At 68.6% G+C, this 15868-nt stretch carries 16 protein-coding genes; 8 read left to right on the top strand and 8 right to left on the bottom strand.

The genetic code is table 11. The features are described 5' to 3' along the window. Positions 1-22: 22 nt before the first annotated feature. The gene (locus ACQCSU_RS05980; RefSeq protein WP_426978816.1) at positions 23-937 is read left to right on the top strand and encodes a general stress protein; all 915 of its coding nucleotides are present in this window, start codon (positions 23-25) and stop codon (positions 935-937) included. 181 nt (positions 938-1118) lie between these two features. Here the strand turns inward: ACQCSU_RS05980 and ACQCSU_RS05975 are convergent, their stop codons facing one another. Then, positions 1119-2702, bottom strand: coding sequence for an aminopeptidase P family protein (locus ACQCSU_RS05975; RefSeq protein WP_426978815.1), 1584 nt, complete (start codon positions 2700-2702; stop codon positions 1119-1121). Between the two features lie 71 nt (positions 2703-2773). Here ACQCSU_RS05975 and ACQCSU_RS05970 point away from each other — a divergent pair, with 71 nt between their 5' ends. Continuing rightward, positions 2774-3619, top strand: a complete 846-nt coding sequence (locus ACQCSU_RS05970; protein WP_426978814.1) for a PHP domain-containing protein — start codon at positions 2774-2776, stop codon at positions 3617-3619. 130 nt (positions 3620-3749) lie between these two features. On the opposite strand, the gene ACQCSU_RS05965 is transcribed toward ACQCSU_RS05970, so the two are convergent. The 3 genes from ACQCSU_RS05965 to ACQCSU_RS05955 form a co-directional block, all read right to left on the bottom strand. Then, on the bottom strand, positions 3750-4622 hold the full coding sequence (locus ACQCSU_RS05965; protein WP_426978813.1) for a DNA-methyltransferase: 873 nt from the start codon (positions 4620-4622) through the stop codon (positions 3750-3752). Between the two features lie 8 nt (positions 4623-4630). After that, positions 4631-6427 (bottom strand): DEAD/DEAH box helicase, encoded by a 1797-nt coding sequence (locus tag ACQCSU_RS05960; protein ID WP_426978812.1) that lies wholly within the window; start codon positions 6425-6427, stop codon positions 4631-4633. Positions 6428-6768: 341 nt separating this feature from the next. After that, a complete protein-coding gene (locus tag ACQCSU_RS05955; protein WP_426978811.1) occupies positions 6769-8262 on the bottom strand; it encodes an RNB domain-containing ribonuclease in 1494 nt (497 codons plus the stop codon). A gap of 41 nt (positions 8263-8303) precedes the next feature. Between ACQCSU_RS05955 and ACQCSU_RS05950 the strand changes: the two genes are divergently transcribed. Then, positions 8304-8975, top strand: a complete 672-nt coding sequence (locus tag ACQCSU_RS05950; protein ID WP_426978810.1) for a ferritin-like fold-containing protein — start codon at positions 8304-8306, stop codon at positions 8973-8975. A gap of 20 nt (positions 8976-8995) precedes the next feature. Here the strand turns inward: ACQCSU_RS05950 and thiE are convergent, their stop codons facing one another. Then, positions 8996-9715 (bottom strand): thiamine phosphate synthase, encoded by a 720-nt coding sequence (thiE, locus tag ACQCSU_RS05945; RefSeq protein ID WP_426978809.1) that lies wholly within the window; start codon positions 9713-9715, stop codon positions 8996-8998. A gap of 152 nt (positions 9716-9867) precedes the next feature. Here thiE and ACQCSU_RS05940 point away from each other — a divergent pair, with 152 nt between their 5' ends. The 4 genes from ACQCSU_RS05940 to ACQCSU_RS05925 are packed head-to-tail and all read left to right on the top strand — an operon-like array spanning position 9868 to position 13132. After that, positions 9868-11352: an FAD-dependent oxidoreductase gene (locus tag ACQCSU_RS05940; RefSeq protein WP_426978808.1), complete on the top strand. Its 1485-nt coding sequence runs from the start codon at positions 9868-9870 to the stop codon at positions 11350-11352. Next, positions 11349-11585 carry a sulfur carrier protein ThiS gene (gene thiS, locus ACQCSU_RS05935; RefSeq protein ID WP_426978807.1) on the top strand — a complete coding sequence of 79 codons (237 nt, stop codon included), beginning with the start codon at positions 11349-11351 and terminating at the stop codon, positions 11583-11585. The genes ACQCSU_RS05940 and thiS overlap by 4 nt, the downstream gene beginning before the upstream one ends. Before the next feature lie 5 nt (positions 11586-11590). Further along, positions 11591-12409, top strand: coding sequence for a thiazole synthase (locus ACQCSU_RS05930; protein WP_426978806.1), 819 nt, complete (start codon positions 11591-11593; stop codon positions 12407-12409). A gap of 48 nt (positions 12410-12457) precedes the next feature. After that, the gene (locus tag ACQCSU_RS05925; protein ID WP_426978805.1) at positions 12458-13132 is read left to right on the top strand and encodes a 4a-hydroxytetrahydrobiopterin dehydratase; all 675 of its coding nucleotides are present in this window, start codon (positions 12458-12460) and stop codon (positions 13130-13132) included. Positions 13133-13196: 64 nt separating this feature from the next. Here ACQCSU_RS05925 and ACQCSU_RS05920 read toward each other — a convergent pair whose 3' ends face one another. The 3 genes from ACQCSU_RS05920 to ACQCSU_RS05910 all read right to left on the bottom strand — a co-directional run bounded on the left by ACQCSU_RS05920 (position 13197) and on the right by ACQCSU_RS05910 (position 14518). Then, positions 13197-13499: a hypothetical protein gene (locus tag ACQCSU_RS05920; RefSeq protein WP_426978804.1), complete on the bottom strand. Its 303-nt coding sequence runs from the start codon at positions 13497-13499 to the stop codon at positions 13197-13199. A 64-nt stretch (positions 13500-13563) separates the two neighbouring features. After that, positions 13564-13788, bottom strand: coding sequence for a DUF3107 domain-containing protein (locus tag ACQCSU_RS05915; protein ID WP_426978803.1), 225 nt, complete (start codon positions 13786-13788; stop codon positions 13564-13566). A gap of 61 nt (positions 13789-13849) precedes the next feature. Next, a complete protein-coding gene (locus ACQCSU_RS05910) occupies positions 13850-14518 on the bottom strand; it encodes a TetR/AcrR family transcriptional regulator (protein ID WP_426978802.1) in 669 nt (222 codons plus the stop codon). An 84-nt stretch (positions 14519-14602) separates the two neighbouring features. On the opposite strand from ACQCSU_RS05910, the gene moeB reads away from it, so the two are divergent. Next, the gene (moeB, locus tag ACQCSU_RS05905) at positions 14603-15838 is read left to right on the top strand and encodes a molybdopterin-synthase adenylyltransferase MoeB (RefSeq protein WP_426978801.1); all 1236 of its coding nucleotides are present in this window, start codon (positions 14603-14605) and stop codon (positions 15836-15838) included. Positions 15839-15868 lie beyond the last annotated feature (30 nt).

The raw sequence follows: 15868 nt of genomic DNA, 5'->3' as shown, positions 1-15868 counted from the left end.
CCGGATAGGTAAGAATGGGAATATGTCAAACATTTTTGGTGCCCCCAGGGCTGGCGCCCCCACCGGCCCGGACGAGGCCCGCACTGTCCCCAAGGGCGACACTGTCGGTTCCTACACTTCCTACCTGGATGCCCAGAAGGCGGTGGACTACCTGGCCGACCAGCAGTTCCCGGTGCAGATGGTCTCGATCGTGGGCAATGACCTGAAGATGGTGGAGCGGGTCACGGGCAGGCTCAGCTACCCCCGCGTGGCCCTGTCCGGCGCCCTGAGCGGCATGTGGTTCGGCCTCTTCGTCGGCGTCATGCTGTCCTTCTTCTCGCCGACCGGCGGTTACTTCTCGATCATCACGTCAGTGCTGATGGGTGCAGCGTTCTTCATGCTCTTTGGCATCGTCACCTACGCGATGCAGCGTGGAAAGCGTGACTTCACGTCGACCAGCCAGGTTGTGGCGACCAACTACGACGTCGTGGTGTCCTTCGAGGCCGCCAACGAGGCACGGCGGCTGCTCCACCAGCTGCCGATGACCCAGCATGACGCCTCCGCGCCGGCCGGTTACACGCAGCACGACTACCAGCAGCAGCCGTACCAGCAGGCCCCGCAGCAGCCCGGCCAGCAGCCGGGCCAGCAGGCCCCCCAGCAGCCCGGCCAGCAGCCCGGCCAGCAGGGCCATGCGCCGCAGCGTCCCGCGGGCTGGAACGACCCTTACGGCCAGCGCAGCACGGAAGCCGGCCACGGGCCGGACGCAGAGCAGCCGGCCGAACCCTCCCAGCAGCCAGGCGCCCCGGGCGGACAGCCCGCCGAAGCGGCTCCCCAGGGCCAGCAGGAACCGGCCAAGCCGGCGGCCGTCCGGTATCCCGACCTGCCCGACGGCCGGCCGCAGTACGGTGTGCGGGTTTCTCCCAAGCATGAACCCCGGCACGACGGCTCCAAGCCGTAGCTGCTGCTGATCCGTCGCGGCTATTCCGTCAGGGCGGAGGCCTGCCCACATCCAGCTGCGCTTCAACAGCAGAGAGCTTCAACAGCAGAGCTTCAACAGCAGAGAGCTTCAACAGCAGAGAGCCCCGGCCCGGCTCGTCCCCGGGCCGGGGCCATCCCCCTGTCGTGGGGCGCGGTGTGGGCTACGGCTGCTGGCCGTCGGCTTCCTGGTAGATGCCCGCCATCCAGGACTCGACGTCGTCCGCCTTGCGCGGCAGGGCGGCGCTGAGGTTGACGGGACCCTCGGCGGTCATCAGGATGTCGTCCTCGATGCGGACGCCGATGCCTCGGTATTCCTCGGGAATGCCGAGGTCCTCGTTCTTGAAGTACAGGCCGGGTTCGATCGTGAACACCATGCCGGGAGTGAGGACGCCGTCCAGGTACAACTCACGCTTCGCCTGGGCGCAGTCGTGCACGTCCAGCCCCAGGTGGTGGCTGGTGCCGTGCGGCATCCAGCGGCGGTGCTGCTGGCCCTCGGGGCTGATCGCTTCCTCCACGGACACCGGCAGCAGACCCCACCCGGCCAGCCGCTCCGCCAGCACGGTGGTGGCGGCCGTGTGGATGTCGCGGAACTTCGTGCCGGGCTGCGCGGCGGCAAAACCGGCGTCGGCGGCGTCGAGCACTGCCTCATAGACCTTGCGCTGGATCTCCGAGAAGGTGCCGTTGGCCGGCAGGGTGCGGGTGATGTCCGCGGTGTAGAGCGAGTCGGCTTCGACCCCGGCGTCGAGCAGCAGCAGTTCCCCGGCGTTGACCTTGCCCGTGTTGCGGGTCCAGTGCAGGACGGTGGCATTGTTGCCGGCGGCGGCGATGGTGTCATAGCCGAGCTCGTTGCCTTCCTCCCGGGCCCGGGCGAAGAACGCGCCTTCCACGACGCGTTCGCCGCGCTGGTGGGTGAGGGCCCGCGGAATGGCCTTGACCACCTCGGTGAAGCCCTCCACGGTGGCGGCCACGGCGAGCTTCATCTGCTCGACTTCCCACTCGTCCTTGAGCAGGCGCAGCTCCGAGAGGGCCTCGGTGAGCTTCTCGTCCAGGGCATCGAGGATTCCCAGGTCCAGGTTTTCCGGATCCTTGGCCGTGTTGTAGCGGGCGGTGTCCACGAGCGCGTCGATGTTTTCGTCCACTTTGCGCACGAGCCGGATCGAGATGCCGCCGATTTCCGGGGCTCCGACATTCTTGGTGATGGCGAGTTCGAATTCGCCGAGGTCGGCGGTCGCCAGGCCGAGCTGGGCCCTGAACTCGGCGAGGGTCGGGCGGGCGCCGATCCAGAACTCGCCGGAACGGGAGTCCGCGTAGAACTGTTCGGTGTCCCGGCCGGCCAGCGGGCGGAAGTAGAGCGTCGCGTGGTGGTGGCCGCCGTCGTCGCCCTTTCCTTCTTCCGCGGGCTCCAGGATGAGGACGGCGTCCGGCTCATGGTCCAGGCCCAGGCCGGTGAGGTGCGCGAAGGCCGAGTGCGGGCGGAAGCGGTAGTCGCAGTCGTTAGACCGGACCTTCAGCGGGCCGGCCGGGATGACCAGGCGTTCACCTTTGAACTGCTCTGAGATGGCGCGGCGGCGGCCCGCGGCGTGGTCGGCGACGACGTCCCGTTCGGGGAGCTGCTGCTGGGACGGTGCCCAGTTGCTGGCCATGAACGCTTTGAAAGCGTCGGAACTGGGCCGCTGCGAGCGGTTGTTGGCGCGCTCTTCGAGGGGCTGGGAAGCGGAGACTGGGGTGTTATCTGCATCGTTCACCGTCCCATCGTCTCACCAGCGGCGCGGCTTAGGCCAACAGGCTGCCGTGGCCCATCTACTAGGCTGGTGGGGTGAGGATTGATCTGCATGCCCACTCGAATGTTTCCGACGGTACCCAGGCACCGGCCGACGTGATGGCGTCCGCCGCGGAGGCGGGAATCGACGTCGTCGCCCTGACCGACCACGACTCCACCGCCGGCTGGGCCGAGGCCGGGCAGGCGGCCCGCGAGCACGGCATCGCCCTGGTCCCCGGGATGGAGATCTCCTGCCGGACTTCGGAGGGCATCAGCGTCCACCTGCTCAGCTACCTTCACGACCCGGCCCATCCGGGTCTGCTGGAGGAAATCACCAAGGCCAAGGATGCGCGGTACACGAGGGCCGAACGGATGGTCAGCCTGCTCGCCGAGGACTACCCCCTGACGTGGGACGACGTCATCCACCACGTAGCGCCCGGGGCAACCCTGGGCCGGCCGCACATCGCCGACGCGCTCGTGGCCGCGGGGGTTGTGGGAGACAGGTCCGAGGCGTTCAGCTCGATCCTGACCTCGCGCTCGCGCTACTTCGTGCAGCACTACGCGCCGGATCCTGCGCTTGCTGTCGAACTGGTCCGCGACGCCGGCGGGGTCCCGGTCTTCGCGCACCCGGTGGCCTCCGCCCGCGGACGGATCGTGGGGGAGCGCACCTACCGCGAAATGATCGACGCCGGCCTGGCCGGGCTGGAGATCTACCACCGGGACAATCCCGAGGAGGGCCGGACGTTCCTGCGCCGGCTCGCGGAGCGGCACGGACTGCTGGTGACGGGTTCCTCGGACTACCACGGCGCCGGGAAACCGAACCTGCTCGGTGAGAACCTGACCTCGCCCGAAGTCTTCGCCCGGATCGAGGAACTGGGCACCGGATCCGCCGTGGTGCGCTGACTGGCGCCCTTGCCCCGACGCCCCGCCCCGCCGCCCCGCCGCCCCGACGCCCCGCACGTTGCGCTATCAGTCAGCGTCCCCGTGAGGGCCGGATAAGCACCGGAGCTGATAGCGCAACGAGGGCTGCGCGTCAGTTGGCCGGGAACGCGGTGAACTCGGCGTGGGCCGCCAGGCGCTTGGCCATGACGTCGATGGCCGGCTGGTTCTGGTCCACGCAGATAAACCTGCGGTCCAGCTTCGCGGCGACGGCTCCGAGCGTTCCGGAGCCGGCGAAGAAGTCCAGGCACCAGTCGCCGGGCCTGCTGGAGGCCGCGACGACGCGGCGGATCAGGCCCTCGGGCTTCTGCGTGGGGTAGCCGGTCTTCTCCTTGCCGGTGGGGGAGACGATGGTGTGCCACCAGACGTCGGTGGGCAGCTTGCCGAGTTCGCGTTTGGCCGGTGTGACCAGGCCCGGCGCCATGTATGGCTCCCGGTCCACCTCGGCGCTGTCGAAGTGGTACCTGGCCGGATTCTTGACGTACACGAGGATGTTGTCGTGCTTGGTGGGCCAGCGGTACTTGGCCCGGGCGCCGTAGTCGTAGGCCCAGATGATCTCGTTCAGGAAGCACTCCCGGCCGAAGATGGCATCCAGCATGACCTTGGCGTAATGCACCTCGCGGTAGTCCAGGTGCAGGTACAGGGTCCCGTCGTCCGCGAGCAGCCGCCAGGCCTCCACGAGCCGTGGCTCCAGGAAGGACCAGTAGTCGCTGAACGCGTCGTCGTATTTGTGCAGCGCGCCCTTGATCGTGTCGTAGGATCTGCCCTTGAAACCGACCCGGTCGCCCTCGCCGCCGGCGTTGAGCACCATCCTGGTTTCCTGGCGCTTCTGGACCCGGCCGGTGTTGAACGGCGGGTCCACATAGATCAGGGTGAAGGCGCCGTCCGGCAGCGTGGGGAGGTACTCCGCGTTGTCCGCGTGTACCACCAGGTTGCTGCCTTCAGGCGCCCAGACGGTGTCAGTCATGAAGGGGTTTAGGCCTCGGCGTTGCTTGGCTGGGAGCTGCCCTGCTGTGCCTCGCCGACAACTTCGCCGTTGCGGCGGCGCGTGCGGGTGCGGCGGCGGGCACGGGTGGCGCGGTCCACCTCGGTCGTTGCCGCGGCGGCCCTGGCGGGTGCCGTCGCGGTTGCTGCCGCCTCCGGAGCCTGGCCGGTTGCTGCCTCGGCCTCGGCGGCCGGACGACGACGGCGGTCCCCGGAGCGCCCGGCCGACTCGCCGCCGCCGCTGCGGCGGCTGCTGCTGCGGCCGCCGCCAGCGGTGGTGTCACGTTCCGCACCGCGGCCGGACTCACGACCGGCTCCGCGGCCGCTGCCGGTTGACCCGCTGTCCCGTCCGCCGCTGCGGGTACTGTCACGTCCGCTGTCGCGTCCGCTGGGGCGGGCGTTCTTCTTGCCTGTCTCGCCGAGGTCCTCGAGGACTTCGGCGTCGACGCCGGCCAGCACGCGTTTGTCGCGGGGCAGGCGGCCCTTGGTGCCCGCGGGGATGTCCAGCTCCTCAAAGAGGTGCGGGGAAGAGGAGTACGTTTCCACCGGTTCCGGGACGCTCAGGCCCAGGGCCTTGTTGATCAGGCCCCAGCGGGGCATGTCATCCCAGTCGACGAAGGTCACGGCCGTGCCCTTGTTGCCGGCACGGCCGGTGCGGCCGACGCGGTGCAGGTAGATCTTTTCGTCTTCGACGCACTGGTAGTTGATGACGTGCGTGACGTCGTCGACGTCGATGCCGCGGGCGGCGACGTCGGTGGCCACCAGGACATCCACCTTGTTGTTCCGGAAGGCGCGCAGCGCCTGCTCGCGGGCGCCCTGGCCGAGGTCGCCGTGGATGGCGGCGGCAGCGAAGCCGCGGTCCACCAGTTCCTCGGCAACCTTGGCGGCCGTGCGCTTGGTCTTGGTGAAGATGATGGTGCGGCCACGGCCGCGGGCCTGCAGGATGCGGGCGACGACCTCGATCTTGTCCATGCTGTGCGCACGGTAGATCAGCTGGCGGATGTCGCGCTTGGTCAGGCCCTCGTCGTCCGGGTCGGCGGCGCGGATGTGCGTCGGCTTGGTCATGTAGCGGCGGGCCATGGCGACGACCGGACCGGGCATGGTGGCCGAGAACAGCAGCGTCTGGCGCACGGGCGGGGTGCCGGCGATGAGGGTTTCGACGTCCGGGAGGAAGCCGAGGTCCAGCATTTCGTCGGCCTCGTCAAGGATGACCATCTTGACGTTCTTCAGGACGAGGTGCTTCTGCTTGTAAAGGTCGATGAGGCGCCCCGGGGTGCCGACGACGACCTCGACGCCCTTCTGCAGCGCTTCGACCTGCGGCTCGTAGGCTCGGCCGCCGTAGATCGTGGTGATGCGGGCGTTGCGCTTGCGGGCGGCGTTCTGCAGGTCATTGGCGACCTGGACGGCCAGCTCGCGGGTGGGCACGATCACGAGGGCCTGCGGAGCACCCGGGGCGGCGAGCTTGTCGAACCCGGCATCGTCCGGTCCGACGACGCGCTGCAGCGCCGGGATGCCGAAGCCGAGGGTCTTGCCGGTGCCGGTCTTGGCCTGTCCGATAATGTCGTGGCCGCTGAGGGCGACCGGCAGGGTCATGGCCTGGATCGGGAAGGGGTGGGTGATGCCGGCGTCGGCAAGGGACTCCACGATGTCGGCGCGGACGTTGAAGTCGGCGAAGGTTTTCTCGGCAATCTCGTGCGGCTTTTCGTCCGAGATGATGGTCTCTTCCGGCTCGAGCGTTTCCGTTCCGGATTCGTCGGTCAGAAGCTGGTGCGTGTGCAATTCACTCACAGGGGAGTTTCCTTATTCATTTTGGGCTGCGCTGCTTGCTCAACGGGGCCGGCCGGGAGGCCGTTCCGGAGCACGCTCAGGCGCGCAAGCAAATCCAGTGGAAGCCGATCGCGGGCTATCTAAATGCTGGCACTGGGGACCAGCGGGTCTATCTCAAGATCGCGTAGGGGCGGGCTTGTTGAATTCGAAAATCATGGAAATCAACGACCGGGCATCCATATCTACCCTTTCAGTCTAGCTGTACGCAGCCCGGAACCTCGACTGGCCGCGCAATTGACCGTGCCGTTGACCGTGCCGGTGGCTGGCAGGGAGCGCGGAAAGCCTGCCGGAACAACGTGGGATCAGCCCACCAGTTCCAGCCGGACCTCCCGGCTGGCGATGTCGGCCGACAGGACCCTGACCCGGACCTGGGTGCCTGATTCCAGCTCGCCGGGGCACCGTGCGGTCACGGCCGGCTCGGCGATCTGGACGATCCCGGACGGCCCGTTGCCGTTCCCGTTCCCGTTGCCGTGCTTGCCGTTTCCGTTGCCGTTCCCGTTTTTGGCCGGCTTGGAACCGGAGATGACGACGGCGTCGAACTCCTGGCCGATGTGGTTGCTCAGCAAGGCCGCCTCCACCGTGTCCAGGGACAAGCGCTCCAGTTTGGCGGCGAGCTGGTCCGAGGCCGCCATGATCGAGGGCAGCGAAGGCAGCGCCTCGCGGGCCCAGGCGGGAACGTCCGCGCCGTTGCTGAGCGCCTCGCAGATGACCAGCACGAAGCGGTCGATCAGCCGGCGCAGCGGCGCGGTGGAATGCGCATAGGCGGCGCCGATGGCGGACTGGATGGCGGCGTCCGGAACGGTTCCGTCGAAGGGCGTGTAGCCGGCCCCGCGGAACAGCATGCCGGCCGAGTGCACGATCGCCAGCTGCTGCGGGTCCGTCGGGTCAAGGGTGCGCAGGTATTCGCCGTAGCTCATTTCGCCGTCCCAGGGCTTGCCCAGGGCGCGGGTCTGGCGGTGGAAGTGCGCCAGCGAGTTCTCGTCCGGTGCGGGCATGGTGCGCAGGATCCCGACCTTGCCTTCGAGCATGATCCCGGCCGCCGCCATGCCTGTCATGAGCGAAATCTGGGCGTTCCAGTCCTCCACCGGCAGGGGCGGGGCCGCGACGATCCGGTAGCCGCCGTCGGGCAGCTGCTCGATTTCCTGTTCCGGCATGTTCAGGCTGGCGCCGCCGCGGAGCCGTTCGAGCTCCACCCGCTTGATCCCGACTTCCTTCAGCAGCTGCAGCACGGGCGCCGCGGTGCCGGCGTCGAGCTCCGCCTGGACCCCCTGGTAATTGAGCTTGGCCCGGCTGCGGACCTGGGCCCGGCGCACCAGCACCGAGGAGACCTCGGCGGCGGCATCCAGCTCGAATTCCCAGACGAAGGCGGCGCACAGCTGGCCGGCGAGCAGGCTGCCGGCTTCCTCGCTGATGACCTCCGGATGCAGCGGGATCCGGCCGTCCGGGGTGTAGAAGGTCTGGCCGCGGCGGCGGGTCTCGGCGTCCAGCGCCCCGCCGGGGGTCACGAAGGAGGGGACGTCGGCGATGGCGTAGTACACCTTGTAGCCCGCACCGGTGCGGCCGATATGGACGGCCTGGTCCAGGTCGGTGGAGGATTCCGGATCGATGGTCACGAACTCGATGTGGGTGAAATCCAGCTCCGGCAGTTCGTGCCCGCCCACGGCCTCCTTGGCCTCCCGGAGGACGTCCTCGGGGAAGGCGCCCGGCAGTTCCAGCGTGGTGCGCAGCGAGTTCAGCGCCAGGGCAAGCTGGCTCTCTTGCCGGTGGACGCTGGGGGTCAGGCGATGATGGGACACGAAAATCAGATTAGCCCGATTCCCGCGATTAGTCTTGGATCATGAGCACATCCCCGGCCGATCCTGCCCGCTACAACAGCTTTCTCAGGGATCTGCTGGGCGTGATGGCCTATGGAGAGCTTTCGGCTTTCGAACGACTGTCCTCCGACGCCCGCTACTCGCCCACCCTGCACGACCGTGCGGTGCTGGGCAGGATTGCCGTGATCGAGTTCCAGCACTATGAACTGGTCAGTGCCAGGCTTGAGGACATGGGCCTGGACCCGGAGGCCGCCATGCTGCCCTTCCAGCCCTCCGTGGACCACTTCCACGAACGCACGCGCCCCGCCGACTGGTTCGAATCGCTCATGAAGGCCTACGTGATCGACACCGTCTCCGCCGATTTCTACCGGGCCGTGGCCCGCCATGTCGACGCCTCGACCCGCGAACTGGTGGAGCGGATCCAGGCCGATGAGGAGACGACCGCGGTGCTCCGGGAGCGGCTCAAGACGGCCCTGGCCGACGACCCGCGGCTGGCGTCGCGGCTGGCGCTATGGGCGAGGCGTCTGCTCGGGGAGACCCTGACCCAGGCCCGGCGTGTCAGCTTCGAGCACGCGTTCCTCGGCGGCCTGATCGCGGCGGACGAGGAGCGGTCCCGGGAGCTGGTCCGCGAACTGACCGCCGAACTCGCGGCCAATCACTCAAACCGGATGCTGCAGCTGGGGCTCGCCGGGTAGGCGCCGGGTAGCCTCCGGTCTCAGGACTCCGCGGCGTCGAGGGAGGCGAGCAGGGCGCGGGCGGCGTCGGCGGGATCATCAGCCTCGGTGATGGCCCGGACCACCACGATCCGGCGTGCACCGGCCTCCACCACCTGCTCCACGTTCCCCAAGTCGATGCCGCCGATGGCGAACCAGGGCACCACGCCTTTGACCCTACTGTTAACCGCGCCGTCGACCTTGCCGGGGGCTGCCGCCTCTGCGCGGCGGATCGCCTCAGCGGCGTAACGCACCAGTTCAAGACCGACGGCGGCGCGGCCGGGCTTGGTGGGTGTGGCCCACACCGGCCCCACACAGAAGTAGTCCAGACCGCTGCGGCCGGGGGAGGACGCAATGGCGGCATCCACCTGCTCCGGGCTGTGGGTGGACAGCCCGATCACGGTGTCCTTGCCGAGGAAGCCCCGGGCGGCATCGAGCGGGATGTCCTTCTGTCCGATGTGGAAGACCGGCGCGCCGGACAGTGAGGCGAGGTCCGCGCGGTCATTAACCGCCCACAGGCGACCGTGCCGGTGGGCTGACTGATGCAGGACCGTGAGTAGTTCGAGTTCCTCGGCCGCCTCCAGGGACTTGTCGCGCAGCTGGATGATGTCGACGCCGCCGGCGAAGGCGGCGTCCACGAAGGCCTCGAAGTCGCCGCGGTCCTTGCGGGCGTCGGTGCACAGGTACAGGCGGGCGGTGGTGTGGACGTCATCCTGGCTCATGCCCCCAGCCTAGTTCCTCTAAACTGGGGCCATACCGCGGGAGCCCGCTGCAGCCGTTCGCCACTGGCGTTCGACGCCGGAGGGCTGAGAGGGCGTCAGAGCCGACCGCTTGACCTGATCCGGCTAGTACCGGCGTAGGGAAGGAAACCTCCATGGGCACCCCAGCCAGTTTTGACCTTACAAACTGTTACGCCGCTGACGACGCACCTGATGACGTCACAGCCGGGGAATGTTACGACGTTGCCGTGATCGGCGGCGGGGTGGTCGGCCATGGCATCGCCTGGGCCGCCAGGCAGTCCGGCCGTTCCGTTGCCCTGATCGATGACGCCCCCGGCAGTGGCGCGAGCTGGGCAGCCGCCGGCATGCTCGCCCCCGTGAGTGAACTCCACTACCAGGAGGAGGGCCTGCTGGAGCTCATGCTCGAATCCTCACGGCTGTGGCCTGACTTTGCGGCCGATCTGGAGCGAGACGACGGCGTCCCCGCGGACAGCGGGACGGACCGCGGAACAGCCGCCGGGACAGATAGCGGGACGGACCGCGGAACAGCCGCCGGGACCGGATACCTCACGACGCCGACCCTCGTGGTCGGCGCCGACGCGGCCGACCGCCGGGCGCTCGCCGATCTCCGGACCGTGCAGCAGGCCTGCGGACTCGCGGTGCAGCCCCTGACCGTCCGCGAGGCACGCGGACGTGAACCACTGCTGAGTCCGGGCATCTCCTGCGCCTTCGACATTCCCGCCGACCACCAGGTGGATCCGCGCCGCCTGCTCGCCCGGATCGCAGCCCTGCTGGCGGCTGACAGCCAGTATTGCCTGGTTCCCCGGCGCGCCGCCGGACTGCGGTGGGAGGACGGACGAGTCAGCGGGGTCAGCCTGGCCGGCGGCGGGAAGGTCCGGGCCCGGGAGACCATCGTGGCCAACGGGCTGGGCGCCGCGGGATTGGCGGGCCTGCCCGCGGGGCTGGACCTGCCGCTGCGGCCGGTCCACGGCGACATCCTCCGGCTCCGGGTCCCCGCGCATCTGCGGCCGCTGCTGGTCTCCACGGTGCGCGGCCTGGTCCGCGGCGTGCCGGTGTACATCGTCCCCCGGCAGGACGGCACCGTGGTGATCGGGGCGACCCAGCGCGAGGACACGCTCTCGGAGCCCGATGCGCCCGGCACCGGTGCTGTCTCGGCCGGCGCGGTCTCCGCAGGTGGCGTCTACCAGCTGCTGCGGGACGCCCAGCAGCTGCTCCCCGCCGTCGCCGAGCTGGAACTGCTGGAGGCCACCGCCAGGGCGCGGCCCGGAACACCGGACAACGCCCCGCTGCTGGGCCGCGTCGCGGACCGGTCGCCGGGCCGCGACGGGGACGTCGGGGGACTGATCATCGCCACCGGCTTCTTCCGGCACGGCATCCTGCTGACCCCGGCGGCCGCGCGGATCTGCCGGCAGCTGCTGGACAGCACGGCAGACCCGCGCTGGGCGAACTTCCGGCCGGACAGATTCTCCGCCGGTTCCCAGCCCCCAGACCCCAGGCTCCCAGGCACGCGCCCCCCTCCAGAACACAGCAATCCAGAACACAGCCCTCCAGAACACAGCAATCCAGAACACAGCAATCCAGAACACAGCAATCCAGAACACAGCAAGGAAACGCTATGAACATCAGCCTCAACGGCTCGGAGCACACCGTCCCCGACGGTGCCTCCGTCAGCACCCTGGTCAGCCAGGTCACCGGGCGGACGCTGGCCCCGAACGGCCAGTCCGCGGATGGAAAGAAGCTCGGCGTCGCTGTGGCCCGCAACGCCGAGGTGGTGCCCCGCAGCCAATGGCACGGCACCGCGCTCGCCGACGGCGACGACGTCGAGCTGGTCACGGCAGTACAGGGAGGATGACGGCCATGGAAGCAACCACACGTTCAGCAGCCCCGGAAGCATCGCCGGGCACCCACGATCCGTTCGTTGTCGACGGCGTGCGGCTCGGTTCGCGGCTGATCATGGGGACCGGCGGAGCGCCGAGCCTGGACGGCCTCGGGACGGCCCTCGTGGCGTCGGGCACGGAACTGACCACCGTCGCCATGCGCCGCTACTCGCCCGCCGAGGCAGGCTCCTTGTTCCAGCTTCTCGTGGACCACGGCATCCGCGTGCTGCCCAACACCGCCGGCTGCTTTACCGCCAGGGACGCCGTGCTGACCGCCGAACTGGCCCGCGAGGCCCTCGAAACCGACTGGGTGAAGCTGGAAGTCATCGCCGACGAGCACACCCTGCTGCCGGACGCCGTGGAACTCGTCGACGCCACCGAGCAGCTCGTGGGACGCGGCTTCAAGGTCTTTGCCTACACCAACGACGACCCGGTCCTGGCCCTCCGGCTGGAGAACCTTGGCGCCACCGCCGTGATGCCGCTGGGCTCACCGATCGGGACCGGGCTCGGCATTCTCAACCCGCACAACATCGAGCTGATTGTCTCCCGGGCTTCGGTGCCCGTGGTCCTGGACGCCGGTATCGGCACCGCCTCGGACGCGGCCCTGGCCATGGAGCTCGGCTGCGATGCCGTGCTGCTGGCCACCGCGGTGACCCGGGCCCAGAATCCGGCGCTGATGGGGGAGGCCTTCAAGCATGCGGTCATGGCGGGTAGGCTGGCGAAAAAGGCGGGCCGAATCCCGCGCCGGGAGCACGCGCTCGCATCCTCCGCCTTGGAAGGACGGGCCGAATTCCTCTAGGCCCAGCTTCGGGCCCGGACCCGCAACTCAGCCAGCAAGGGAGCCGATATGGGAACCACCGACGACGTCCTCAGCCAGAGCCAGGTCGATGCCGCCCTGGCCGGACTGCCGGACTGGAGATACCGGCTCGGCGGGCTGGTGACGGTCTACAAGGCGCCGACATCGGCCGCGGCGCTTGAGCTGATGGCCGCGCTCGGCCGCCTGGCCGAAGAACAAGACCACCACCCGGACTTGGACTGGCGGTACAACCGGGTATTTCTTCGGTACAGCTCCCACGACGCCGGCAGCCAGGTCACGCCACGGGACACCGCGGCCGCGGCGGCGGCCAGCGAGGCGGCAGCCCGGCTCGGCGCCACCGCGGAGCCGGGCCTGCACCGGACCGTCGAGGTGGCCATCGATACCGAGGACCCGGCGGCGATTTCCGAGGTCTGGCGGGTGGCCCTGGGCTACCGCAGGGTCAGCTCCGCTGACCTCCTGGACCCCTACGGGCGCGGCCCGGCACTCTGGTTCCAGGAGACGTCCACGCCCAACGCCAACCGCCTTCACCTCGATATCCACCGCAGTAAGGCCGAGTCCGCGCCGGCGCTGGAGAAGACAGCGGCCACGGGGGCGCTAATGAACCATGACCACGCACCCGCCTGGGTGGTGGTCACGGATGCGCAGGGAAACAGGCTGTGCCTCTGCACCGAGGAAGGCCACGGGCCGCACGAGCCGGGGTCCTGATAGCAGGCCGGAGGGCCCGCCTGATAGCCCGGCCGGCCCGCCTGATAGCCCGGCCGGCGGCGCGCTAGAGACGCAGGATGGCGGTGAGCCGGGATGTGTCCTGGCGGGTGCGGTGCCGGCCGAGGTACAGCACCGCTGCGGCGGCGGCCGCCGTGCCGATGACCATGGGCAGGACCCACGGAATCCAGGTCAGGCCCGGCTGGTAGCCGAGCCCGGCCGCCATAAAAATGATCCAGCTCAGCATCCCGGCGGCGAGGGCAACACCCGCCGGGACGCTGATGCCGTACTTGGCGTGCCGCTTGTCGTTGGCCCAGACCACGAAGCCCGCGGCCACGGTCACCATGGCAACCACAATCAGGGACAGCATATTCGGACTCCTACTTCTGGTGGGAAACGGCAGTTCCGCGAACGGCAGCCGCGCTCCGCGGTGGCTAGAGGGCGCCGAAACCGACGCGGCGTTGCTCTTCAGCGCCGATTTCAACGTAGCCCAGGACATTCGCCGGGATGATGATCTGGCGGCCCTTCTCATCCGTGAGGCGGAGCTCGGTGCCCTTGGCGAGGGACTCTGCAACCACCTTGGCCACGGCGTCAGCATCCTGCGCCGATTCCAGCACAATTTCGCGGCCGATGTTCTGAATGCCGATCTTTACTTCCACAGCAAGGCCTCCCAGCCAATCAAAGTCCAATAAATATCAAAGGGTCATCTCTATTTGTAGCCTAGGACTCCTTGGGGAAGCGGGAGATTCCGCGCCAAGCTAAACGGTAGATCAGGTCGCTGGCCACATCGAGATCGAGATTCCCGTCAGTTTCCAGCCAGTACCGTGCGCTGACCTGGGCCATTCCGGCGAGTCCGCGGCCCAGCAGCTGGGCTTCCAGCTCGGGCAGCTTGGTGTCCTCGGCGATGACCCCCGCGACGGCGTCGGCGAAAGTCTTGTTAAACGCCTCCAGCCGGGCGCTCACGTCGGGATCGTTGATCAGATCCGATTCGAAGACGAGACGGTGGGCCTGGTCGTCGCTGGCGATGAACCGGAAATAGGCCCGCATGACGGCCTGGACGCGCTCATCGTTGTCCGTGGTGGAGTTCAGCGCCCCCAGCAGCAGATCGATGAGCTTGCTCAGATGGCTGTCCAGCAGCGCCAGGTAGAGCTCACGCTTGGAGGGGAAGTGCTGGTAGAGCACCGGTTTGCTCACATGCGCGGTCTCGGCAATTTCATCCATCGCGGCACCGTGGTAACCGTTGGCAACGAAGACTTCCTGGGCGGCAGCCAGCAACTGCGCCCGGCGTTCGTCGCGGGGGAGACGCGCCGACCGGTGTCCGCCGCTCCGGGCCTGCCCGGACGCCGGCTTCCCGGCAGGACCATGTTCAACCGGTGCCTGATGAACCACTGTCGGCCTTCTTTCGCTTGCTGTTACGTTCACTTTACGCGCGGGTAATATGACCTGGCGGTATCTTCGGGCATAGATTGAAGTATGGCTTCCAAGTTCACTGCACACCCCGCGCCCGCAACCACGGAACCGCTGCCTGATCCGCTGCTTGATCGAGTGCCCGGTCCACTCGTGGAACCGGCGGGAGACCTCAGCCCGGGAGAGGTGGAACGCTACTCCCGGCACCTGATAATTCCGGAGATCGGGTCCATCGGTCAGCGCCGGCTGAAGAACGCCAAGGTGCTCGTCATCGGCGCCGGCGGCCTCGGTTCACCAGCGCTGTTATACCTGGCCGCCGCCGGAGTGGGGACCCTGGGCATCATCGACGACGACGTCGTGGACCTGAGCAACCTCCAGCGGCAGGTGATCCACGGCGTCGCGGATGTCGGGCGGCCCAAGATCGAGTCCGCCCGCGACTCCATTGCAGCGCTGAACCCGCTCGTCGACGTCCGGCTGCATAACGTCCGGCTCGACGCTTCCAACGCCCTGGAGCTGTTCGCCGGCTACGACCTGATTCTCGACGGCGCCGACAACTTCGCCACCCGCTACCTCGTCAACGATGCTGCCGCGATCCTCGGCAAGCCCTACGTCTGGGGGTCGATCTTCCGCTTCGACGGGCAGGTCAGCGTCTTCTGGGAGAAGCACGGGCCGACGTACCGGGACCTGTACCCGGAGGCGCCGCCGGCCGGCTCCGTGCCGTCGTGCGGGGAAGGCGGGGTGTTCGGCATGCTGTGCGCCGCCGTCGGATCGCTCATGGTGACGGAGGCCGTCAAGCTCATCACCGGCGTCGGGCGGTCCCTGCTGGGGCGGGTGGCGCTCTTCGACGCCCTGGGCGGAACCTGGCGCGAAATCAAGGTGTCCCGGGACCCGGAGGCGGATCGCATTACGGAACTCACCGATTATGAGGCCTTCTGCGGCATCACCCCCTCCGCCGACGCCGGTACCGAACACACCGTCACAGCCACCCAGCTCGCCACCATGCTGGCCGCCCGCAAGGCCGGGCTCAAGGACTTCCACCTCGTGGATGTGCGCGAGAGCGGGGAGTACGAGATCGTCCGGATCGACGGGGCCGTGCTGATCCCGCAGGGCCGCATCCTGGCCGGGGAGGCCTGGAACGAGCTGCCGCAGGACATGGACATCGTGTTCCACTGCAAGGGCGGAACCCGTTCGGCCGCCGTCCTCGCGGCGGCACGCGCCGCCGGCTACGAACGGGTCAGCCATCTCGACGGCGGAATCCTGGCCTGGGTGCGGGACGTGGAACCCGGGAAGCCGGTGTACTGAAAAGCCTCGATTGAGCCTGAGCCGTTCCCG

The organism is Pseudarthrobacter sp. O4 (assembly GCF_050157025.1).
GTDB lineage: Bacteria > Actinomycetota > Actinomycetes > Actinomycetales > Micrococcaceae > Arthrobacter.
Note: the sequence above shows the minus strand (reverse complement) of the source record. Positions and strands in the feature narration are given on the sequence as shown.